Origin of the sequence: Aeromonas sp. SCS5 (assembly GCF_001887375.1) — a bacterium.
Taxonomy (GTDB): domain Bacteria; phylum Pseudomonadota; class Gammaproteobacteria; order Enterobacterales; family Aeromonadaceae; genus Aeromonas; species Aeromonas jandaei.
This window is the reverse complement of the sequence record NZ_LFCS01000003.1, coordinates 188533-209091: the sequence shown is the minus strand read 5'-3', so window position 1 is coordinate 209091 and position 20559 is coordinate 188533. Positions and strand designations below refer to the sequence as shown.

Genomic DNA, 20559 nt, shown 5'->3' with positions numbered 1-20559 from the left:
GCTACGAGCAGGAAAAATTGAGAGAAATATCAAGAAGACACGGTGCTGCGACACCATGTCTCCTTGCCTGTCAGCTCTTCAGGCCGGAGAGAAACTCGGCGCGGGTATCGGGCTGGGTCTTGAAGACGCCACCGAGGGAGGTGGTGGTGGTATAGGAGGTTGAGTCCATCACCCCGCGCGCCTTGACGCAGTAGTGGGTCGCCTTGATGCTGATGGCCACATCCTTGGTGCCAAGCAGGGTCTGCAGTGCCAGCAGGATCTGTTGGGTCAGTCGCTCCTGAACCTGCGGTCGGCGAGCAAAGAACTGCACGATACGGTTGATTTTGGAGAGCCCGATCACCTTGCCACGGGGGATGTAGGCCACATGGGCCAGCCCGTCGATGGTGACGAAGTGATGCTCGCAGGTGCTGGTGAGACTGATGTCCCGCACCATGATCATCTCGTCCACCTGCATCTTGTTCTCGATCACCGTCACCTTGGGAAAGGTGGCGTAATCGAGGCCGGAGAAGATCTCGTTGACGTACATCTTGGCAATGCGGTGCGGCGTCTCAGCCAGACTGTCATCGGCCAGATCGAGCCCCAGCGTCTCCATGATGGCACGCATGTGGCCTTCGATCTTTTCGCGCTTCTGCTGGCTGTCCAGCTCGTTGGCAACCAGGGGGGTTTCCAATCCCTGGGCCTCGAGGGCCGCCCTGACCAGCAAGGCTTCCTGACTCAGTGTTGTCATTCTCTTCTCTCCCATGCTCAGGGACGTCGGGGCCGCCACGCAGGCCACCCCAAGCTTGATGATTGTAAGGCGGCATAGTAAACGGCCATTGCCGCCAATATTCAAGTCAACTTGCGTCCGTCATCATACTTTATGACCATAGCCCGACTTTTACCGCCCCATCCGCTGCCCATCCCCGGCAATTTTTGTGATAATCCCGCCCTCAATCATCACAAGAGGTCATGACGATGGGATTTGACACCAGCGGACTACTGCCGTTAAGCGATGCCCTGCAAGGAATGCTGGAGCAACTCGCCTGCTGTTGCGACAGCGAGCAACTGCCCCTGCCACAGGCCCTTGGCCGGATCCTTGCCAGCGACATCGCCTCTCCCCTCGTCGTGCCCCCGTTCGACAACTCCGCCATGGACGGTTACGCCGTGCGGTTGGCCGATCTCGCCGCTGGCATCCCGCTCATCATGGCGGGCAAAGCCTTTGCCGGTCAGCCCTATCAGGGCGAGTGGCCCGCCGGCCACTGCGTGCGGATCATGACCGGCGCCCCGGTTCCCGCAGGGACAGATGCAGTGGTGATGCAGGAAGAAACGCAGGCCGACGGCGATCGGATCACTTTTCTGGCACAGCCCGAACCGGGCCAGAATATCCGCCGCGCCGGCAGCGATATCGGCAAGGGGGCCTGTGTGTTGCAAGCCGGCACCCGCCTTACCCCGCGCGAGATGCCGCTACTGGCCTCCCTCGGCATCGCGACCGTGCCGGTACGCCGACCGCTGAAAGTGGCCATCTTCAGCACCGGCGATGAGCTCAAGCCAGTTGGCACCCCCCTCGCTCACGGCGACATCTACGACTCCAACCGCTACGGCGTGCGGGCCATGCTGGCGCGGCTGGGCTGCGACTGCCTCGACCTTGGCATCATCCCGGATGATCCCGCCCAGCTGCGTGCCGCATTTATCCGCGCTGATGAAGAGGCCGATGTGCTCATCACCACCGGCGGCGTTTCGGTAGGGGAAGCGGACTTCACCAAACAGCTGCTGGACGAGCTCGGCGAGATCGGCTTCTGGAAGCTGGCCATCAAGCCGGGCAAGCCATTTGCCTTCGGCCGCCTGCCCCGCGCCTGGTTCTTCGGCCTGCCGGGCAACCCGGTCTCCGCCATGGTCACCTTCGATCAGCTGGTGCAACCGGCGCTGGCCAAGCTGGCTGGCCAACGCTTCGAGCGCCCGCTTCAGCTGCAGGCCGTCACCACCGAGCAACTCAAGAAGAGTCCGGGCCGACTCGACTTCCAGCGCGGCATCCTCAGTCAGGGACCAAATGGCCTCGAAGTGCGCAGCACCGGCTCGCAAGACTCCGCCGTGTTCAGCTCCCTGTCACGGGCCAACTGCTACATCATTCTTGAGCGCGAGCGGGGCCGCGTCGCTATGGGTGAAACCGTCACCGTCGAACCCTTCGGGGGATTGCTGCTGTGAGCGAGATCCTGAGCGACGCCGAACTGCTGCGCTACAACCGCCAGATCATCCTCAAATCCTTCGATTTCGAGGGGCAGGAGGCGCTCAAACAGGCCCGTGTGCTGGTGATCGGTGCCGGTGGCCTTGGCTGCGCCGCCAGCCAGTATCTGGCGGTGGCCGGGGTTGGCCAGCTCACCCTGGTCGATTTCGACAAGGTGGAGCTCTCCAACCTGCAGCGTCAGGTGCTGCACAACGATGATCGCATCGGTCACTACAAAGTAGACTCTGCCGCCCAGTCGCTGCGCGCCCTTAACCCCTGGATCAATGTCGAGACCCACGCTGCCGTGGCCGACGAGGCGCTGCTCGATAGCCTGCTGCCACGGCATCAGCTGGTACTCGACTGCACCGACAACCTGGCCATTCGCAACCTGCTGAATCAAAAGGCACGCCAGCACAGGGTACCGTTGGTCAGTGGCGCCGCCATCCGGCTGGAGGGGCAGCTATGCAGCTTCACCTGGCAGGAAGATGAACCCTGCTACGCCTGCCTCAGCGCCCTGTTTGGCGAGCAGGCCCTCACCTGCGTCGAGGCGGGAGTGCTCGCCCCCGTGGTGGGATTGGTGGGCAGCCTGCAAGCACTGGAAGCTATCAAGCTCTTGGCAAGCATGGGCAAAAGCTACAGCGGCCGCCTGCTGATGATCGACGGCCTTGGCGGCACCTTCCGCGAGATGAAGCTGCCCAAGCGCCCCGACTGCCCGGTCTGCTCACATCCGTAAGCACGGCAACTCATGCATAGCGAGGAGCTCAGTTGCAGCCAATAAAAAGCCGACCCCACGGGTCGGCTTTTTGCATTGTTTTTTACGTCAAGTGCCGTCAGAAAATACCCTTGGCCTTGACTCGTTTGATGTTGGCGACTTGAGCTGACAGATCTTCCACTATGGGCTCAGCCTCAGCGCCATCACTCCCCTGTCGCACTGGCGCACTGGCCAGCCGCTGGATCAATCTGTGCTGCTCGCGGATCAGACGCGATTGCTCTTCCAGCTGACGGGATAGCAACTGGATGCTGCTCTGCAGCGGCGCCAGATCCTGCTCGCCTGCAGTTGATGGCAACTTGCCCGCAATCGCTTCAGCCAGCTGATCATGATCGAGAGGGGTTGGCAGACCTTGCCTCAGCTCATCCCACAGCTCGGTGGGCTGCTGCTCGCCAAGGCGGCTCACTATCTCCTCCACCAACTGGTCAGAAGAGGGGGCTCCTCCCTGCTGGCCAAGACGACTCACGATCTCGTCAGCCAGCGAACCATTATCTGCCTGCTCCAGCCGCGGAGCCAGTCGCGCCACTATCTCCTCAACCATGGCATCCGTAGCGGGGCGTTCGTTGCCCTCTCCGCCCAGATGGAAGCCACAGCTGGCAAAGGCATGGCGCAGGGTGGTCATGCTCACCTGCTCCGGCCCCAGTGCATTGGCAATCGCCTTGCAGAGGTTGGGCGCCAGCACATACATGAACATGCCCGAGAGATAGATATCCTTGTGGAAACGGCTCTTGGAGAAGTCGAACTCCTCGCTGCCATCCTGGATCTTGCGCGCCCGCTGATACCAGTTCTGCAACACCCCGACCGCATAGCGATCAGACTCCAGCGCCCCCGGATCCATATAGATGGAGAAGGACATGCGCTTGAGTTGACTACTCATCGCCGACCTCGGCCATCACGAGCGCTTCGCGATAGACCTCATCCTCTTCGGTGGTGTAGAGGCAGATTTCGCGGGCCAGTGCGGACTGGGCATCATCCAGCAGCTCGACTCTGTCACCCAGGGTCGGGTAGGCCGCTTTAATGGCATCGTGGATGAGGGAAGCACCACCGCCGACCAGATAGACGCGGTTCGGGTTCTTGGCAAACTTCTTCGCTTCATGGGCAACCTGGGAGCCCAGTTCGTCGATCTTGTTCTGCATCTTCTCGAGGATGCGCGGGATCTGGCTCTCGTCATTGACCACCTCGCGCACGAAACTCATGTCGTGACGACGCTTGATGAACTCGTTGGCCACCAGATAGCTCGAATCGCTGTCTGCTGCCGCCAGCGCCTTGCGGGTGGCGTCGGTCACCATGGAGACGCCGATCTCGTTGTTGCCGTAGACATCGGAGACATCGTCAAACTCGCCAACGATGATCCCCATGTCCAGGGTGGTGCCACCGCAGTCGATCACCAGCGTCTTGGTAAATTCGTTGCAACCAGAACCGACCAGACGGGAGAGCGCTGCTGGCAGGCTCTCCGGCATCACCTCCACGCTGACGATGTTGAACAGCTCACCCTTGTTGAGGGTGATGGCACGCATCAGGTTGCGACGCTTCTTCTCGATCTTCTCTTCGTTACGCTGGCAGTCATCCGGGTGATAGAACTCGGTGATGGGCAGGGTAACAGTAATGGCTACGTCACAAGGAGTTACGCCGGTTTGCAGCAGGGCATGGTGCACGGAGAGCAGGTTGAGATCGTCATACTGGTACTCAACATGAGTGGTCGCCAGCGATTTGTCCGACGTCGCATCATAGGTGTACTTGGTATTGCCTATCTCGTAGTTGTAGATCTTCTTGTCTTTGCGCAATGCGGCGCTCTTCCAGTCCTTGCGAAAAGAGTTGGGAGAGATGATGGTCTTGAGCACCTTGTTCTCAATCCAGCTCACCTTGACGTTGGTCGAGCCATCATCGATGGCCATTTTCATTACTTCAGACATGAGGAAGCACCTGTTGATAGAGCAAAATTGGTCCGATTGCCTTGCCAACTGCCACTGGCAAGGCGATCGGACCACTACATACACGGAGTTGAAAGGCGACAAGTTTAATGAGTTTCTAAAATCCGGTGAAGCAAATGATTGAAACCGGAGGGGTCTTCCGCTGGCCAGGCGTGGTGACCCTCGGGAGTGTGGATGGTGGCGTTGGGCAGGGAGGCGAACTGTTCCACCCGTTTGGCGAGCGGCAGATAGTCGTGACTGGTGGAGATAATGGCCACCGGCTGCCAGATGTTGCCGAGCCGGGCGCGTACCGACCAGCCGGGCAGCGCTTCCAGCAGTGCCTTGTAGGTTTTCTTTTTATTGCGCACAAAACGCAGCCGGAAGGTGTGACGTACCTGAGCCAGCTCGGGGCCGGGAAAGAGCTCGCGGCCGAGCCACCAGGCGAGCGGACGCATGCCAAACCAGCGCAGCCACTTGAGGCGCTGGGCAAGCCGCTCCTGCTCTTTGGGAGTCTCCAGCAGAAATTCGCTAAAGCCGTTGACCAGCACCAGCCCCTGCACCTTGTGCGGCAGTTGCAGCGCCAGCTCCAGCGCCACCATAGCCCCGAGCGACAACCCTACCACCCAGGCGGGGCCGGATTGCTCATCAAGCCAGCGCACTACATCTGCCGCCAGAGTGGCCACGTCGAACGGCCCCTCCTGCATGCTCTGGCCGTGGCCACGCAGGTCGAGCGCCACCACCCGGTAGTGCTCGGAAAAATGCTCTATTTGTGCCTGCCAGTCGAGGCTGGAGGAACCCAGCCCGTGCAGCAGCAACAACAAAGGGCCCTCCCCCGCACTGCGCAGGGCAAGACCGTTGGATTTCATCACCTGATTGCGGCGCATCAGTTCATTGCCTCTCGACTCATCCGCTGAACCATCCTGCTGTTCGTTTTTTATGCTTCAACCAGATATATCCCGCTCAGCCCTCGCTGACCAGACTCACCGCCTTGATGTAGGCGTAGATCTGCTGGTTCGGGGCGAGCGCCAGCCGTCTGGCGGAGCGGCTGGTGATCCGGGCCAGCAGTATCTGCTGACCCAGCGCCAACTGCAACAGGGTCTGGCCAGGGCGTACCTCGCGTTCAGCCAGCAATCGGGTGGTGAGGCAGTTGGAGAGACTGGAGTGCTCGATGGGGGACGTGGCAATCACCACGTCCCGCCCGGCCACCTTGATCTGCAGGGGCCCCCCCTCGTCCGGCACATGAGTCATGGTGACGCGCAACTGTTGCTCACCAAGCTGCAGAGTCGCCATCTGCTCGTCATTATCGTAGTGAGAGAGGGTCGCCGTCAGCATCACCCCTGCATCGTCGCGACTGGCGAGCGAAAGGTCGGTACGGGCGAAGATCTCGCTCGGTCGACCTTGCGCCTCCACCCGGCCATCCGCCAGCAGCACCAGCTGATCGCAGAGCAGGCTCACCTCCTCCATGGCGTGGCTGACGAAGATCATCGGGATGCCGCTCTCCTGCTGCAACCCCTTGAGCACGTGGGCCTGATGGATGCGACTGCGTCTGTCCAGCGCAGAAAAAGGTTCATCCAGTAGCAGCAGATCCGGTTCGGCCAGCAGAGCCCGGGCCAGCGCCACCCGCTGGCGCTGGCCACCGGAGAGGCCGTGAGCAGGCTGGGCCAGCAGTTCGGTAAAGCCGAGCCGAGTCGCCAGCGCCTCGGGCTGCCAGCGTCCTCGCCCCTTGCGGGCCGCCAGTTGCAGATTGCCGAGCACCGTCAGATGGGGGAAGAGGCGCGAATCCTGAAACACCAGACCGATGCGGCGCGCCTCGGGCAGCAGATCGCTCAACCCCCTGCCCTGCCAGTTCAAGGTGTCGCCCGGTGCGCGGTCCAGCCCGGCGATGATGCGCAGCAAGCTGCTCTTGCCGCAGCCGGAGGGGCCGAACAGACCGAGGATGCCCCCAAGCTCCAGCGCCAGCTCGCAATCGAGAGTAAAGGCGCCGAACCCACGTTGCACTTTTAGCAGCAGCGGATGTGTCGTGAGGATTTCACTCATCCGAACAGCCTCCGTTGCCGGCGCTGCAGCACGCCGTACACCAGCACCAGCATCACCAGCGAGAAGCCCATCAGGCCGCCCGCCAGAATATGGGCATTTTGGTAATCCATCGCCTCCACATGATCAAACAGGGCGATGGAGAGTACCTGGGTTTCGCCGGGGATATTGCCGCCAATCATCAGCACCACCCCGAACTCCCCCAGGGTGTGGGCAAAGCCGAGCGCCGCCGCCATCACAAAGCTGGGCAGCGTCATCGGCAAGATGATGTGCAAGAAGCGCTCAACCGGGCCGAACCCCAGAGTGGCGGCGGCCTCCAGCTCCTTGTTGCCCATGTTGACGAAGGCGGAGGTGAGCGGCTGCACCACGAAGGGAAGCGAGTAGAGGATGGAGGCGAGCAGCAGACCGGTAAAACTGAACGCGAGCGGCGCCCCGAAGGTGTCGCGCCACCAGGCTCCCAGCCCATAGGAGGGGGAGAAGGCCAGCAACAGATAGAAACCGAGCACCGTTGGCGGCAGCACCAGCGGCAGGGCCACCAGGGCCTCCACCACGGGTCTGAGCCGGTGCTGGCTACGCGACAGCCACCAGGCCAGCGGCGGCGAGAGCAGCAACAGGATGACAGTGGTGCTGGCTGCCAGCTTCAGGGTGAGCCAGACCGCCAGCAGATCCCCTTCACTCATCGCCTTCCTCCCGGGTAGATGCCGACAACCATGGAGAGTGTGTCTTCATTGCACAGGCGGGCCGACCCGAAGGCCAGCCCGCCGTTAGCAGATCTGCCATGCCATCACTGCGGCAGTGCATAGCCCGCAGCCTTGATCTGTGCCTGACCAGGCCCCTTGAGCCAGGTCACCAGCGCCTCGACCGCGGCCCCTTTCTTCAATACCAGCCCCTGCTGTTCGATGGGGGGATAGAGGTCAGCCGGTACGGCCCAGGCTTCGCCGGTCTTGCCCGCTTCCACCAGGTTGGCCCAGGCGACGAAGCCCAGCTCGGCGTTGCCAGTGTCGACGAACTGCCAGGTCTGGCCGATGTTGGTGCCGGTCAGCAGGCGATACTGCTTGGGATCGATCTTGAGATGGTCGAGGGCCGCCATGGCAGCGGTGCCGTAGGGCGCGGTTTTCGGGTTGGCGATGGCAAGGTTGCCCTTCCAATTGCGCAGAGTTGCCTCGTCAGGTGCAGGCCCTCCCTTCTTCCATAGCCCCAGCTGGCCGATGGCATAGGTGAAACGCTCGCTCCCCTTGCCCTCCTGCTCCAGCTTCTGCGGGGTTTTCACATCGGCGGAGAGGAAGAGATCGAACGGGGCGCCGTGACTGATCTGGGTGTAGAGCACCCCGGTCGCGGCGGAGGAGATGGCCAGGGTGTGGCCGGTTTTGGCGGTAAACTCCTTGCCGATACGCTCTATGGTGCCCTTGAAGTTGGCGGCCACGGCCACCTTGACCTCGTCGGCCTGCACGGCACCGACGTGCTGCGCACTGGCGCAGACCCCGGCGATGACTACGGATAACAGCAGTTTCATTCCTTTACCTCCTGACTGGGGCAACTTTTGTTACTCCCCAAAACAGGGCCACGGCTCCCGATGAACCTGCGCCCCTCAAACAGGTCAAGCTTGCCAGCGGGCGGCGGCAGTGTTGTCGCTCTCCTTGGCCTCGACCCAGCGTTGTACCCCTTCGGCAGTCAGCTCTTTTTTCCAGAACGGCGCCCGGGTTTTCAAGAAATCCATGATGAAGTGGCAGGCCTCGAAGGCCGCTTCGCGGTGAGCGCTGCTCACCACCACCAGCACAATTTGATCACCGAGCAGCAGCTCACCAATACGGTGAATCAGGGTGCACTCCTGCAGTGGCCAGCGCTCGCGCGCCTCCTGCACAATGGCGGCCAGCGCCTTCTCGGTCATGCCGGGGTAGTGCTCTAGGGCCAGCCCCTTCACGTGCTCCCCCTGATTGAAGTCGCGCACCTTGCCGACAAAGCTGACCACGGCGCCGGTGTCCTGCCGGGTGGCAAGGCGGGCATATTCGTCAGCCAGCGAGAAATCCTCCCGCTGTACCAGAATGCGATCCGTCATGGTTGCGTTGCTCATCCTTCACCTCCGGTCGTTACTGGAGGGGCAGGGAAGAAGGCCACCTCATCGCCACCACACAGCTCAGTGGTGCGATCCACGGTCATTATTTCACTCATCATCAACCTCCGGTAACCGGAGGGAAGAAAGCGACCTCATCGCCATCGGTGATGGGCGTCTCGAGGGGCACCAAAGTCTGGTTGACCGCAACCAAGAGCTTGCCTGCTTCCAGCGCCAACGCCCACTTGTCGCCGCGCTCAGACAGGGCTGCACGCAGCTGCTCGGCAGTGGCGTAGTCGCAAGGCAGGCTCAGCTCGTCGCAGGCCACCAGCTCTCTTACTTGCGCAAAAAAGAGTACCTTGATCATGCTTGCTCCCCGCTATTTGACCCCAACTGAAAATGGCCGGACTTGCCGCCTTTTTTCTCTACCAGACGAACCTGTTCGATCACCATGTCTTTTTGCACCGCCTTGCACATGTCGTAGATGGTCAGCGCCGCTACCGACGCAGCGGTCAGCGCCTCCATCTCCACCCCGGTCTTGCCGGAGAGCTTGCAGAGGGTGCGAATATGTACCCGGTTCTGCTCGGCCAGCGGCACTATCTCCACCTCGACCCGGGTCAATGCCAGCGGGTGACAGAGGGGAATGAGATCCGCGGTCTTCTTGGCCGCCATGATGCCGGCGATACGGGCAGTGGCGAACACGTCGCCCTTGTGGTGCTTGCCGCTCAGGATCAGGGCCAGCGTTTCCGGCGCCATGGCGACAAACGCCTCGGCGCGAGCTTCACGCTCGGTCACCTGCTTGTCAGTCACATCCACCATGTGGGCTTCGCCGCTCTGGTTGAGATGAGTCAGGTTGGAATGGTTCTGGTTCATCACTTGCCCTCAAAGATGGGAGACAAAGTTGCACGGCTTGGTGCGGGCATCAAGCTGATCGCGGATAAGCTTCTCCCACCCCAGCTGACAGGCGCCGGTGGAGCCGGGCAGGCAGCAGATCAGGGTGCGATTGGCCAGGCCCGCCAGCGCGCGACTCTGCATGGCGGAACCCTTGATTTCGGCAAAGGAGAGCTGGCGGAACAGTTCGCCAAAACCCTGTACGGTGCGCTCGAACAGCACGCCGACCGCTTCTGGCACCCGGTTCTGCTCGTTGAAGCCGGTACCGCCGTTGACCAGCACCACCTGCACCCCCTCATCGGCGATCCAGTCGCTTACCTGAGCGCGGATACGAAACAGGTTGTCGGGGCAGAGCGCGCGATCGGCCAGCTGATGGCCCGTTTCAGTCAGGGCGGAGACCAGATAGTCCCCCGAGCTGTCATCGGCGGCGGTGCGGCTGTCGGAAACCGTCAGCACGGCGATCTTGAGGGGAATGAATGCGTTGTTTTTCTGTCCCATCGGGCAGCTCCTTGTGGCTATGGGCCGTCAACAAGGCAGGAAGAGAAGAGAGTATGAGAGGCCATCCGCCACCACCAGAACCGGTGTGGACAGAGTGGACTACTTGCTCAAGCGTTTGACGGCGGGCTGATTCTATCAAAGGTTTCACGAGATATGGGATTTAAAAGACTCACAAATCTGATGCTTGTCCCAGATATGCCGAGTTGTTGCGGCACGCCCAAAAACACAGGCCGGGTTGCCCCGGCCTGAACTGCTTGGTTAGAACCCTTTCACCCCGGTCATGTCGGGTAGCTGGTGCGCAATCCCCTTGTGACAGTCGATGCAGGTGGCCTGCCCCTCCTTGCCGAGGTTGGCCGAGTGCATCTTGGCGGCACGCTGCCCCTGCAGGGAGAAGTCCATGTACTCGAAGTTGTGGCAGTTGCGGCACTCGCGCGAATCGGTCTCTTTCATCCGCTGCCACTCCCGCTCCGCCATCTCGCGGCGGTGACTCTCGAACTTCTCGCGGGTGTCCACCTTACCGGTGATCATGCCCCACAGCTCCTTGGAAGCCTGCACCTTGCGGATGATCTTGTAGGTCCACTCATGCGGTACGTGGCAATCAGGGCAGCTGGCGCGCACCCCGGAGCGGTTGGAGTAGTGGATGGTGTCGCGATACTCCTCGAACACGTTGTCCTTCATCTCGTGACAGCTGGTACAGAAGGCTTCGGTGTTGGAAGCCTCCATGGCGGTGTTGAAACCGCCCCAGAAGATAACGCCGCCAAAGAAGCCCATCAGCAACAGCACCCAGAGGGCCGCCTTGGAGGGGGACTTGAAGGTGATCCACAGACGCTGGATAAAGCCGGGTAATTTCATCTATGGATTCCTCAGTTCAGCGCTTCAACCGGTTTGAACGTATTCCCCACCAGCGGCTTGGCATCCGCTTGCGGCACGTGGCACTGCAGGCAGAAGTAGCGACGCGGCGACACTTCGCCCAGGGTCATGCCATCGCGGGTTTCGAAGTGGGTCGGGCTTATTTTGGGGGCCTTCATGGCACTGGCATTCTTGAAGCTGTGACAAGCCAGGCACTTGTTGACCTTGGTATCCACCTCGTAGTTGCGGATATCGTGGGGGATCAGCGGCGGCTGATGCATGTACTGGCGATCATAGGGCTCGCCATCCTTGCGGAAATTCTTCATGGGGGCGGCATTGGCATCGGTCACCAGATCTGTGGCGCCCCGCTCGGACTTGAGCCCACCGGTGCTGTTGGTGATCTCGGGGACAGCCGCCATCAGGGAACCCGCCATCAGACAGGCCAGCATTGCTCCAATCAGCTTTTTCATTATGTGTTCTCCGACGTTTTTTCTGCCTTGATGGCAAAACCTACAGTGATTTCAAAAACTTGTTCCGCGCAAACATCGATGCAGCGGCCACAGTTGGTACACTCCTGAGCCGCAATCAAGGGCCCGTGACCGCGCTTGGCACCGTGAACGGGGCCGCGCAGGATCGGACGCTCCGGGCAAACCGCATAACAATCCATGCAGTTGTTGCACCGCTCGCGCCCCTTGGCAGAAATCTTGATGAATCCGACCCGGTTGAGCAGGGCATAGAAGGCCCCCACCGGACAGAGATGACCACACCAGCCCCGCTCAACCACGAAGAGATCGAACAGGAACAGCACCACCAGCAGAGCCCAGCCCGCCCCCATGCCAAACAGCAGACCGCGCATGGCGAGCGACACCGGGTTGACCAGTTCCCACACCAGCACGCCTGTCACCGCCGGTGCCACCAGCGCCATAGCCAGCAGCCAGTAACGGGTAGCACGGCTGAACTGACCGTTGCCCTTGAGGCCAAGCCGCCCCCTGAGCCAGGCCGCCGCATCCGTGATGAGGTTGACCGGACAGACCCAGGAGCAGAACACCCGCCCCCCGACCAGCCAGTAACCGACCAGCACGATGGCTGCCCCCAGCCAGAGGGTGGAGATGGGCCAATGGCCTGCGACCACCGATTGCAGCAGGGTCAGCGGATCGGTGAGCGGCACCGTCTCCAGCAACAGCGAGCTGGAGAGGTTGCCCTTGAGGATCCAGACACCCGCCAGCGGCCCCAGCAGGAACAATGCGAGCACACCGAACTGACTGAGCCTGCGCAGCAGCAGGAAACGGTGGGAACGCCACCACCCCAGCTTGATGCGCGCCTCGGCCCCCGGATAACGACTCATAGTCCCTCCGGTTTACGGGTTGGCAGAGTGAGCCTGTCGCCAATGAGCGACTTGCCCGCCTTCGCCTTCTCTTCCCAGCCAAGCCGGTAGTGATGACCCAGCTCCCCCTTGGCGAGCTGACGGGGCACCACCTTGATGGCTGCCTCTTCCAGTACGCAGGCATGCTCGCACTTGCCACAGCCGGTACAGATATCGCTGTGCACCGTGGGCAAGAACATAGCGTGCTTGCCAGTGCGCTGGTTGTGCTGCAGCTCCAGGGTGATCGCCTTGTCGATCAACGGGCAGACCCGATAACAGACATCGCAACGCAAACCGAGATAGTTGAGGCAGGTCTCGTGATCGATGAGCACTGCGACCCCCATCCGCGCCTGATCGATATCGGTCATCTGCTGATCCAGCGCCCCGCTCGGGCAGGCCACCACGCAAGGGATGTCATCACACATCTCGCACGGGACGGCGCGCGCCTTGAAATAAGGGGTGCCGGTGGTCACAGGGTCAAACAGCCGGGCGAGCTTGAGGGTGTCGTAGGGGCACGCCTCGACGCAGAGTCCGCAGCGCACGCAGGCGCCGAGGAACTCAGCTTCGTCGAGGGCGGCAGGGGGACGCAGCGCCTGAGCCGGCACTGCATGCACCTGCTGGCGGGCCATGCCGCCGAGCCCCACGCCAAGCAGGCTCACACCGCAAGCCCCCTTGGCCATGTCGGCCAGAAACTGGCGACGACTACGACTCATCTCGACTCCCCGCCTCAGGCCTTCATCACCTTGACGGCGCACTTCTTGTAATCGGTCTCTTTGGAGAGCGGATCGGTGGCGTCCAGGGTCAGCTTGTTGACCAGCTGGCTCGCATCAAAGAAGGGCATGAAGACCAGTCCCTTGGGCGGACGGTTGCGACCACGGGTCTCGACCCGGGTTTTCACCTCGCCACGGCGGGAGGAGACGATCACCTCTTCACCACGACGCACGCCACGGGCCTTGGCATCGTCCGGGTGCATGAAGAGCACCGCATCCGGGAAGGCACGATAGAGCTCGGGCACCCGGCGGGTCATGGTACCGGTGTGCCAGTGTTCCAGCACGCGACCGGTGGAGAGCCACAGATCGTACTCTTTATCCGGCGACTCGGCGGCGGGTTCGAACGGCAGGGCGAAGATGACCGCCTTGCCATCGGGTTTGCCATAGAAGCGCACCCCCTCGCCCGCTTTCACATAGGGGTCAAACCCTTCGCGATAGCGCCACAGGGTCTCTTTGCCATCCACTACCGGCCAGCGCAGACCGCGCGCTTCGTGGTACTGATCGAACGGCGCCAGATCGTGACCGTGGCCACGACCAAAGGTGGCGTACTCCTCAAACAGACCCTTCTGGACGTAGAAACCGAAGTGTTCGGCTTCGTCGTTCAGCATCCCCTTGCTCTGCTCTTTCGGGAACTGGTTGACCTGACCGTTGGCATAGAGCACGTCGAACAGGGTCTTGCCCTTCACTTCCGGCATCTTGGCAATCAGTTCAGCAGGCCACACTTCCTCAACCTTGAAGCGCTTGGAGAACTCCATCAGCTGCCACAAGTCGGACTTGGCCCCTTCCGGTGCCTTCACCTGCTGGTGCCAGAACTGGGTGCGGCGCTCGGCATTGCCGTAGGCGCCCTCTTTCTCCACCCACATGGCGGTGGGCAGGATGAGGTCAGCGGCCTGGGCGGTAACGGTCGGGTACGGGTCGGAGACCACGATAAAGTTACGCGGGTCGCGATAACCAGGCAGACGATCGGTATTCATGTTGGGACCGGCCTGCATATTGTTGTTGCACATCACCCAGTAGGCGTTGAGCTTGCCATCCTTGAGCATGCGATCCTGCAGCACGGCGTGGTAACCCACCTGCTCCGGGATGGTGCCTTCCGGCAGTTTCCAGATCTTCTCGGCAATGGCGCGATGCTTGGGATCGGTCACCACCATGTCGGCTGGCAGACGGTGGGCAAAGGTGCCCACTTCCCGCGCGGTACCGCAGGCTGAAGGCTGGCCAGTCAGGGAGAAGGGGCCAGAGCCCGGCTCGGAGATCTTGCCGGTGAGCAGGTGGATGTTGTAGCAGAGGTTGTTGGCCCAGACACCGCGAGTATGCTGGTTGAAACCCATGGTCCAGTAAGAGACCACTTTCTTGCTCGGATCGGCATAGAGCTTGGCCAGCTTTTCCAGCTTCTCTTTGGAGACGCCGGAGAGCTTGGAGACCGACTCAACATCGTAGTCGGCCACGAACTTGGCAAACTCCTCGAAGGTCATCGGAGTGGCATCGCCGCTGTCCGGGTTCTTCGCTTTCTGCTGCAGCGGGTTGGTCGGACGCAGACCGTAACCGATGTCGGTGACACCTTTCTTGAACACGGTGTGCTTGTTGACGAAGTCCCAGTTCACCTTGTCGTTCTGGATGATGTAGTTGGCGACATAGTTGAGGATCGCCAGATCGGTCTGGGGGGTAAATACAATGCCGTTGTCCGCCAGTTCGAAGCTGCGGTGCTCGAAAGTGGAGAGCACGTGCACCTGCACATCCGGATTGGAGAGACGGCGATCGGACATCCGCGACCAGAGGATGGGGTGCATCTCGGCCATGTTGGAGCCCCACAGCACGAACGCATCGGCCTGCTCGATATCGTCATAGCAGCCCATCGGCTCATCCATACCGAAGGTACGCATAAAGCCGACGACCGCGGAGGCCATGCAGTGGCGGGCGTTGGGGTCGATGTTGTTGGTACGGAAACCGGCCTTCATCAGCTTGGCGGCGGCGTAACCTTCCCAGACGGTCCACTGGCCGGAACCGAACATGCCAACGGCAGTCGGCCCCTTCTCTTTGAGGGTGGCCTTGAACTTCTCGGCCATGATGTCGAAGGCCTGATCCCAGCTGATGGGAGCGAAGTCGCCATCCTTGTCGAACTTGCCGTTCTTCATCCGCAGCATCGGCTGGGTGAGGCGATCCTGACCGTACATGATCTTGGAGAGGAAGTAGCCCTTGATGCAGTTGAGGCCACGGTTGACCGGCGCATCGGGGTCGCCCTGAGTCGCCACGACACGGCCATCCTGGGAACCGACCAGCACGGAGCAGCCGGTACCGCAGAAGCGGCAAGGCGCTTTATCCCAGTGGATGGCAGTCTTGTCGGTACTGGTGATGAGATTGGCCGCCAGGGTGGGGGCACTGACACCGGCCACGGCAGCGGCAGCCGCCACCGCGTTGGCCTTCATAAAGTCGCGTCGACTCAGCTTCATGACATATCCTCGCATTGCTTGTCGCGTAAGTTATCGAGTGTATTTAACTGGCGCTCGCTCAAGGCTACGAACCGCATACCAGTGCCTCGTTTTTATCGCATCAACTAGAAACCACTCAGTCAGATCATGGAGACCCGACTTCACGGCACCTTATTCATTGCTGGGCATCGAGTTCATCGAACTGATGGTAAATCAGGGCGGCAGAGAGCACGCCCGGCATCGCCTGTATCGCATCGATGGCCGCCATGATCGGCCGCTGGCTTGCCCCTTCCAGGGTCACCACCAGCTTGCCTTCGTCGGTGACGGCGTGGATCTCGGCACCGTCGAGGGCCGCAATCTCTTCTGCGAGCTGGTGACGCAAGGTGGGCTGGGTCAGCACCACCAGACTCGAAACATGAAACTCCTGACTCATTGTGACTCCCGGGTCATTCAATGCCTGATTCATTCTGACTCTTCTGTGCACTGGCCGCCGAGCCATCCACCTTGATGCTGCCAACCGGGCAGTCCTGCACACAGGCACCACAGCCGTTGCAGCTATCCAGCTCAATGACCGGGGTGGGTACCCGCCCCAGTGTCGGAATAAAGCGAATGGCCCGCGGTTCACAGCTGTCCTGACAACGCTGGCAATAAACCTGACCATTGGCCAGGCAGTTGGCGGCAATGGACGCCTTGTATTGCCAAGGCGTCTCCGATGCTGGCCGAAACAGCGGCTCCTTGCAGGCGGCAACGCAGTCACCGCAAAAGGTGCACTCGCCGCGCTGAAAGTCGACGGTGGGGAAACCTCCCTCTCCGTTGATCAGGATCTGCTCCGGGCAGGCGGCCAGACAATCACCGCAGCGGGTACATCCGGCCGAGAATTGCGACCAGGCCACCGACCAGGGCAGTTGCACCGGAGGCTCGGCAACCCGCAAGCGGCCCCGAAACAGGCCACGGCGGGCAAGATCGATCTCTTCCGGCATATTGACTCCCGTTTCAGTGATGAAGGGTGCGGCACGAGTCCTTGATTGGCATTTTCGATACCAATTATAAGAGTGGGTGTATATTGCGGCCCTGACAAGTTAAGGGATATACCACCAGGGAGATAAACAGGGGGGATTTTTGCGCCAGATCAAAGCCTTGGCGCAGAACAAAAAGGGAGGTATCGATGAAAATACCTCCATATGAGGATTGCTATTTAATCAATGGCTATTTTTGTGGTCAGCCACCGATTGAAGCAAGGTGAGGGGTTGCTCCGGCATTGCCTTCGTGCAAACGGTGGGTGGCACTCTTGCCGCTCAGGGCAGAACGAATCCGCTGCTGCAGCGCCTCCTGCTGCTCGTCTGCAGTTAGCAGATCCCGCAGCTCGACCCCATTGTCGCCAAACAGACAGAGGTGCAACTTTCCTGCCGAAGAGACTCGCAGCCGGTTGCAACCGGCACAGAAATCCTTGCTGTAGGGCATGATGAGACCCACCCCACCCTGCGACTCCGGATGCATGAATACCTGCGCCGGGCCGTCATCCTTGCCGCGCAGCTGCTGCAGCCAACCACTCTCCAGCAGGCGCTGCTTTATCCCCTCACCGCTGACATGGTGATCGCGAAACAGGGTATCCATCTCGCCGGTCTGCATCAGTTCGATAAAGCGCAGCTCGATGGGCTTGTGCTTGATCCAGCCGAGGAAAGCCTCCAGCTGATAGTCGTTCAGCCCTTTGAGGAGCACCGCATTGATCTTCACCGATTTGAAACCGGCGGCGAGCGCCGCTTCGATCCCCTCCATCACCTCCGCCAGCTTGTTCTCACCGGTGATCTGGTGAAACTGGCGCGGGTCCAGGCTATCGACACTGACATTCAGCGCATTGAGCCCGGCGTCAAACCACTCGCGGGCCCGCTCTTTCAAGCGATAACCGTTGGTGGTCATGGCGATTTTTTCGATGCCCGGCGTGGTCGCGATCACATTGACGATCTCGGTGAAATCACGACGCAAGGAGGGCTCGCCGCCGGTAATTCGCACCTTGCGGGTTCCCATGGCAGCAAAGCCATGCACTACGCGGCGGATCTCATCGAGCGAGAGAAAGGATTTTCGTCCTCCCTTGTGACCTTCTGGAGGGCGATAACCATCCGGCAGACAGTAGGTGCAACGGAAGTTGCACACATCGGTCACCGAGAGACGCAAATAGTAAAAACGACGGGAAAAACCATCTTCAAGAGGCAACATAAACACCTTTCCAAATACGGGAGGCCAGGGCATTTCTTTCCTGACCCTTACAGCTCGAACATCGGCTGACGGCTGGTTCTCCCCTATCCCAAGGACTTAGGCAGAACCGCTCGGAGTTCATCTAGTTTTTCGATGCTAACACAAGTTGGAGTACACTCCCACGCATCTTGACGACGCCTTGTCACAATTCAGAGGTCAATATCAACATGAGCATGGGACACAGATTCAGAGTCCATTCGGTCAGCAGCGCCATCGGGCGCGCCATGGTATTGATCCTCTTCATGGCCAGCCTTATTGCGGTCGTTGCCATGGTCACCCTCTTCTACTCGGTACCCGATGCCAAGGCGATCAACCTCTCCGGTTCGCTGCGGATGCAGGCTTACCGGATGGCTTACGAAATCGAGCGGGGCGAGAGTGTACTGGGCCGTCTCTCCCAGTTTGAAGAGACGCTGCACGCCGCAGAGCTACAGGAGACCCAGCGCTGGATCACTCCTGCCTCCCTGCGCCGCACCTATGGCGAAGTGCTCGATCAGTGGCAGGAGATGCGTCAGCACATCGAAAACAGCACCCCCAGACGCTACACCGACAACACCGAGAAGTTTGTGGCGGCCATCGACAATTTCGTCAATCAGATGCAGTACCACGTCGAGTTCAAGGTACGGATGCTGGCACTGGCTGAGGGGCTCGGTCTGCTCGCCATCATCCTCATCGCCTGGTTTACGGTGCGCTTTACCCGCAAGCAGGTGGTCGCCCCGCTCAATCAGCTGGTCTATTGTGCCCGCCAGATCCAGCGCCAGGATTTCGATCTGCAACTGCCCAGCCACGGTGAAAACGAGTTGGGGGAACTGTCGCGTGCCTTTGTCACCATGGCCGACGAATTGGGCAAGCTCTATCGGGAGCTCGAGAACAAGGTGGAGGAGAAAACCGCCAAGCTGCAACAGGCCAACGACACTCTCTCCTTCCTCTACAGCACGGCCCAGAAGCTGCACGCAGCACCGCTCAGCACCCGCACCCTCATCAAGCTGCTGGACAGGGCGGCAGCCCACCAGCATATCGATTACATCCGGCTGACCCGCTTCGAAAATAACGCCATGCCGGTCTATACCTCCGGGCGAACCGGCTGGCCCGGCGATCTCGATGCGGTAGCCAGTTTCTATCTGCAGATGGATGATCAGGAGTTTGGCCGGCTCGACATCATCAGTCAGCACCCCATTGACGAGCGGCTGATCAGAAACTTCACCATGTTGCTGGCCCAGGTGCTGCACAAGGATCAGACCCTGCTGCAACACCAGCGGCTGCTGCTGATGGAGGAGCGGGCCGTCATCGCCCGCGAGCTGCACGACTCGCTGGCGCAGGCTCTCTCCTACCTCAAGATCCAGTCCACCCTGCTCAAACGCTCCTACGCCAAGGGGCAACAGGATAAGGCACAGGAGGCGATGCAGCAGATCGACGAAGGGCTCAGCAACGCCTACACCCAGCTGCGCGAGCTGCTCGGTACCTTCCGCCTCACCATAGGGGACGCCAATCTCGGTGAAGCGATCCGGGTGATGCTCGATCAGTTACAGCCCCAGACCAACGCCGAGATCCGGTTCCACTACGGTCTGGCTGACTCGGATCTTGAAGCGGGCCAGCACATCCATATTCTGCAGCTGATCCGTGAGGCAGTGCTCAACGCCATCAAACATGCCAATGCGCAAGTGATTGATGTTAGCTGTGAGACCCTCGCCAGTGGTAACATCGAGGTTCAGATTTCAGATGACGGTGTCGGTATTGGACTCGCCAGCTCGGCGATCAACCATTACGGCTTGAGTATCATGAACGAACGCGCCAACAAACTGCACGGCCTGTTGACCATCAACGAACAGCAGCCACAAGGCACCCGTGTGCATCTGACTTTTCCCACCAGTCTAGCGAGAGACGCCTGATGGACGAGATGAAATACAGTGTTTTGGTCGTAGATGACCATCCCCTGATGCGCAAAGGGATTGTGCAGTTACTGGCTCTGGAAGAGAACATGGAGGTGATCGGTGAAGCCTCCAACGGTACTGACGCCGTGGCATTGGCCAAGGAGTCCGAGCCGGACCTGATCCTGCTCGACCTCAATATGAAAGGGCTCTCCGGTCTCGATACCCTCAAGGCACTGCGGGCCGAAGAGGTCACCTCCCGGGTCGTCATCCTGACTGTCTCCGATGCCCGCCAGGATGTAGTAGCCCTGCTCAAGGCCGGTGCCGATGGCTACCTGCTCAAGGACACCGAACCGGATCTGCTGCTGGCCCAACTGGCTGACGTGATGACCGGCAAGCAGATCCTGAGCGAGCCGCTGCGCCCCTACCTCGAGAATATCTACGAGCTGGATCACCTGCAGCAGAAGCTTGAGAGCTTAACGCGTCGCGAAATGCAAATCCTGCGTGAAATTGCAAAAGGCCTCTCCAATAAACAGGTCGCTTCCGTGCTCCATATCTCCGAGGGAACAGTCAAGGTTCACGTGAAGAGCCTGCTGAAGAAACTCGAGGCGCAGAGCCGCGTGGAAGCGGCTGTCATGTATCTTGAGCAGCGTAACTAAACGCCCTCAACCGCCCGAAAAG

General features: G+C 60.5%; 23 protein-coding genes and 1 riboswitch. Of the genes, 4 read left to right on the top strand and 19 right to left on the bottom strand.

Features of this window, described 5'->3' with window-relative positions:
• Window positions 1-70: 70 nt before the first annotated feature.
• Window positions 71-727 (bottom strand): GTP cyclohydrolase I FolE, encoded by a 657-nt coding sequence (gene folE / locus BS300_RS04065; protein ID WP_071910945.1) that lies wholly within the window; start codon window positions 725-727, stop codon window positions 71-73.
• A gap of 227 nt (window positions 728-954) precedes the next feature.
• Here folE and moeA point away from each other — a divergent pair, with 227 nt between their 5' ends.
• The gene (moeA, locus tag BS300_RS04060; protein ID WP_071910943.1) at window positions 955-2181 is read left to right on the top strand and encodes a molybdopterin molybdotransferase MoeA; all 1227 of its coding nucleotides are present in this window, start codon (window positions 955-957) and stop codon (window positions 2179-2181) included.
• The gene (gene moeB / locus BS300_RS04055; protein ID WP_071910941.1) at window positions 2178-2933 is read left to right on the top strand and encodes a molybdopterin-synthase adenylyltransferase MoeB; all 756 of its coding nucleotides are present in this window, start codon (window positions 2178-2180) and stop codon (window positions 2931-2933) included. The genes moeA and moeB overlap by 4 nt, the downstream gene beginning before the upstream one ends.
• A 97-nt stretch (window positions 2934-3030) precedes the next feature.
• On the opposite strand, the gene BS300_RS04050 is transcribed toward moeB, so the two are convergent.
• The 18 genes from BS300_RS04050 to moaA form a co-directional block, all read right to left on the bottom strand.
• Window positions 3031-3846: a hypothetical protein gene (locus BS300_RS04050; protein WP_225628366.1), complete on the bottom strand. Its 816-nt coding sequence runs from the start codon at window positions 3844-3846 to the stop codon at window positions 3031-3033.
• Window positions 3839-4882 (bottom strand): plasmid segregation protein ParM domain-containing protein, encoded by a 1044-nt coding sequence (gene parM, locus BS300_RS04045; RefSeq protein ID WP_236662285.1) that lies wholly within the window; start codon window positions 4880-4882, stop codon window positions 3839-3841. The genes BS300_RS04050 and parM overlap by 8 nt, the downstream gene beginning before the upstream one ends.
• Window positions 4883-4986: 104 nt before the next feature.
• A complete protein-coding gene (locus BS300_RS04040) occupies window positions 4987-5763 on the bottom strand; it encodes an alpha/beta fold hydrolase (protein WP_043851238.1) in 777 nt (258 codons plus the stop codon).
• A gap of 76 nt (window positions 5764-5839) precedes the next feature.
• On the bottom strand, window positions 5840-6916 hold the full coding sequence (modC, locus tag BS300_RS04035; protein ID WP_071910939.1) for a molybdenum ABC transporter ATP-binding protein: 1077 nt from the start codon (window positions 6914-6916) through the stop codon (window positions 5840-5842).
• A complete protein-coding gene (gene modB / locus BS300_RS04030; RefSeq protein WP_071910937.1) occupies window positions 6913-7593 on the bottom strand; it encodes a molybdate ABC transporter permease subunit in 681 nt (226 codons plus the stop codon). Before modB ends, modC begins: the two co-directional genes overlap by 4 nt.
• A 104-nt stretch (window positions 7594-7697) precedes the next feature.
• Window positions 7698-8426 carry a molybdate ABC transporter substrate-binding protein gene (gene modA / locus BS300_RS04025; protein ID WP_071910935.1) on the bottom strand — a complete coding sequence of 243 codons (729 nt, stop codon included), beginning with the start codon at window positions 8424-8426 and terminating at the stop codon, window positions 7698-7700.
• Window positions 8427-8510: 84 nt separating this feature from the next.
• The gene (gene moaE / locus BS300_RS04020; protein WP_071910932.1) at window positions 8511-8984 is read right to left on the bottom strand and encodes a molybdopterin synthase catalytic subunit MoaE; all 474 of its coding nucleotides are present in this window, start codon (window positions 8982-8984) and stop codon (window positions 8511-8513) included.
• 100 nt (window positions 8985-9084) lie between these two features.
• On the bottom strand, window positions 9085-9330 hold the full coding sequence (moaD, locus tag BS300_RS04015) for a molybdopterin synthase sulfur carrier subunit (protein ID WP_071910930.1): 246 nt from the start codon (window positions 9328-9330) through the stop codon (window positions 9085-9087).
• Window positions 9327-9836 carry a cyclic pyranopterin monophosphate synthase MoaC gene (moaC, locus tag BS300_RS04010; protein ID WP_071910928.1) on the bottom strand — a complete coding sequence of 170 codons (510 nt, stop codon included), beginning with the start codon at window positions 9834-9836 and terminating at the stop codon, window positions 9327-9329. Before moaC ends, moaD begins: the two co-directional genes overlap by 4 nt.
• Window positions 9837-9845: 9 nt before the next feature.
• On the bottom strand, window positions 9846-10352 hold the full coding sequence (gene moaB, locus BS300_RS04005) for a molybdenum cofactor biosynthesis protein B (RefSeq protein WP_041208733.1): 507 nt from the start codon (window positions 10350-10352) through the stop codon (window positions 9846-9848).
• 258 nt (window positions 10353-10610) lie between these two features.
• Window positions 10611-11204: a cytochrome c3 family protein gene (locus BS300_RS04000; protein WP_042031377.1), complete on the bottom strand. Its 594-nt coding sequence runs from the start codon at window positions 11202-11204 to the stop codon at window positions 10611-10613.
• An 11-nt stretch (window positions 11205-11215) separates the two neighbouring features.
• Entirely contained in the window at window positions 11216-11671 is a 456-nt protein-coding gene (locus BS300_RS03995; RefSeq protein WP_033114992.1) for a nitrate reductase cytochrome c-type subunit, read from the bottom strand.
• On the bottom strand, window positions 11671-12546 hold the full coding sequence (gene napH / locus BS300_RS03990; RefSeq protein ID WP_071910926.1) for a quinol dehydrogenase ferredoxin subunit NapH: 876 nt from the start codon (window positions 12544-12546) through the stop codon (window positions 11671-11673). The genes BS300_RS03995 and napH overlap by 1 nt, the downstream gene beginning before the upstream one ends.
• On the bottom strand, window positions 12543-13277 hold the full coding sequence (gene napG / locus BS300_RS03985) for a ferredoxin-type protein NapG (RefSeq protein ID WP_071910923.1): 735 nt from the start codon (window positions 13275-13277) through the stop codon (window positions 12543-12545). Before napG ends, napH begins: the two co-directional genes overlap by 4 nt.
• 14 nt (window positions 13278-13291) lie before the next feature.
• Window positions 13292-15781, bottom strand: coding sequence for a nitrate reductase catalytic subunit NapA (napA, locus tag BS300_RS03980; RefSeq protein ID WP_071910921.1), 2490 nt, complete (start codon window positions 15779-15781; stop codon window positions 13292-13294).
• A gap of 154 nt (window positions 15782-15935) precedes the next feature.
• The gene (locus tag BS300_RS03975) at window positions 15936-16193 is read right to left on the bottom strand and encodes a chaperone NapD (protein WP_033114988.1); all 258 of its coding nucleotides are present in this window, start codon (window positions 16191-16193) and stop codon (window positions 15936-15938) included.
• 13 nt (window positions 16194-16206) lie between these two features.
• Window positions 16207-16740, bottom strand: coding sequence for a ferredoxin-type protein NapF (gene napF / locus BS300_RS03970; RefSeq protein WP_071910919.1), 534 nt, complete (start codon window positions 16738-16740; stop codon window positions 16207-16209).
• A 238-nt stretch (window positions 16741-16978) separates the two neighbouring features.
• The gene (moaA, locus tag BS300_RS03965; protein ID WP_071910917.1) at window positions 16979-17974 is read right to left on the bottom strand and encodes a GTP 3',8-cyclase MoaA; all 996 of its coding nucleotides are present in this window, start codon (window positions 17972-17974) and stop codon (window positions 16979-16981) included.
• A riboswitch (molybdenum cofactor riboswitch) is annotated at window positions 17962-18102 on the bottom strand. It overlaps the preceding gene by 13 nt.
• A gap of 84 nt (window positions 18103-18186) precedes the next feature.
• Between moaA and narQ the strand changes: the two genes are divergently transcribed.
• The gene (gene narQ / locus BS300_RS03960) at window positions 18187-19899 is read left to right on the top strand and encodes a nitrate/nitrite two-component system sensor histidine kinase NarQ (RefSeq protein WP_041208739.1); all 1713 of its coding nucleotides are present in this window, start codon (window positions 18187-18189) and stop codon (window positions 19897-19899) included.
• The gene (narL, locus tag BS300_RS03955; protein ID WP_033114985.1) at window positions 19899-20537 is read left to right on the top strand and encodes a two-component system response regulator NarL; all 639 of its coding nucleotides are present in this window, start codon (window positions 19899-19901) and stop codon (window positions 20535-20537) included. Before narQ ends, narL begins: the two co-directional genes overlap by 1 nt.
• The last annotated feature ends 22 nt before the right edge of the window (window positions 20538-20559 follow it).

What these genes read in the sequence shown, in the direction of transcription:
- napG (WP_071910923.1), bottom strand. Translation starts at nt 13,277, where the DNA reads ATGAGTCGTAGTCGTCGCCAGTTTCTGGCCGACATGGCCAAGGGGGCT.
- moaE (WP_071910932.1), bottom strand. Translation starts at nt 8,984, where the DNA reads ATGAGCAACGCAACCATGACGGATCGCATTCTGGTACAGCGGGAGGAT.
- moaD (WP_071910930.1), bottom strand. Translation starts at nt 9,330, where the DNA reads ATGATCAAGGTACTCTTTTTTGCGCAAGTAAGAGAGCTGGTGGCCTGC.
- modA (WP_071910935.1), bottom strand. Translation starts at nt 8,426, where the DNA reads ATGAAACTGCTGTTATCCGTAGTCATCGCCGGGGTCTGCGCCAGTGCG.
- moaA (WP_071910917.1), bottom strand. Translation starts at nt 17,974, where the DNA reads ATGTTGCCTCTTGAAGATGGTTTTTCCCGTCGTTTTTACTATTTGCGT.
- modC (WP_071910939.1), bottom strand. Translation starts at nt 6,916, where the DNA reads ATGAGTGAAATCCTCACGACACATCCGCTGCTGCTAAAAGTGCAACGT.
- BS300_RS04040 (WP_043851238.1), bottom strand. Translation starts at nt 5,763, where the DNA reads ATGCGCCGCAATCAGGTGATGAAATCCAACGGTCTTGCCCTGCGCAGT.
- folE (WP_071910945.1), bottom strand. Translation starts at nt 727, where the DNA reads ATGACAACACTGAGTCAGGAAGCCTTGCTGGTCAGGGCGGCCCTCGAG.
- parM (WP_236662285.1), bottom strand. Translation starts at nt 4,882, where the DNA reads ATGTCTGAAGTAATGAAAATGGCCATCGATGATGGCTCGACCAACGTC.
- moaB (WP_041208733.1), bottom strand. Translation starts at nt 10,352, where the DNA reads ATGGGACAGAAAAACAACGCATTCATTCCCCTCAAGATCGCCGTGCTG.
- narL (WP_033114985.1), top strand. Translation starts at nt 19,899, where the DNA reads ATGGACGAGATGAAATACAGTGTTTTGGTCGTAGATGACCATCCCCTG.
- BS300_RS03975 (WP_033114988.1), bottom strand. Translation starts at nt 16,193, where the DNA reads ATGAGTCAGGAGTTTCATGTTTCGAGTCTGGTGGTGCTGACCCAGCCC.
- napH (WP_071910926.1), bottom strand. Translation starts at nt 12,546, where the DNA reads ATGAGTCGTTATCCGGGGGCCGAGGCGCGCATCAAGCTGGGGTGGTGG.
- BS300_RS04000 (WP_042031377.1), bottom strand. Translation starts at nt 11,204, where the DNA reads ATGAAATTACCCGGCTTTATCCAGCGTCTGTGGATCACCTTCAAGTCC.
- narQ (WP_041208739.1), top strand. Translation starts at nt 18,187, where the DNA reads ATGGGACACAGATTCAGAGTCCATTCGGTCAGCAGCGCCATCGGGCGC.
- BS300_RS04050 (WP_225628366.1), bottom strand. Translation starts at nt 3,846, where the DNA reads ATGAGTAGTCAACTCAAGCGCATGTCCTTCTCCATCTATATGGATCCG.
- napA (WP_071910921.1), bottom strand. Translation starts at nt 15,781, where the DNA reads ATGAAGCTGAGTCGACGCGACTTTATGAAGGCCAACGCGGTGGCGGCT.
- moeA (WP_071910943.1), top strand. Translation starts at nt 955, where the DNA reads ATGGGATTTGACACCAGCGGACTACTGCCGTTAAGCGATGCCCTGCAA.
- moaC (WP_071910928.1), bottom strand. Translation starts at nt 9,836, where the DNA reads ATGAACCAGAACCATTCCAACCTGACTCATCTCAACCAGAGCGGCGAA.
- modB (WP_071910937.1), bottom strand. Translation starts at nt 7,593, where the DNA reads ATGAGTGAAGGGGATCTGCTGGCGGTCTGGCTCACCCTGAAGCTGGCA.
- napF (WP_071910919.1), bottom strand. Translation starts at nt 16,740, where the DNA reads ATGCCGGAAGAGATCGATCTTGCCCGCCGTGGCCTGTTTCGGGGCCGC.
- BS300_RS03995 (WP_033114992.1), bottom strand. Translation starts at nt 11,671, where the DNA reads ATGAAAAAGCTGATTGGAGCAATGCTGGCCTGTCTGATGGCGGGTTCC.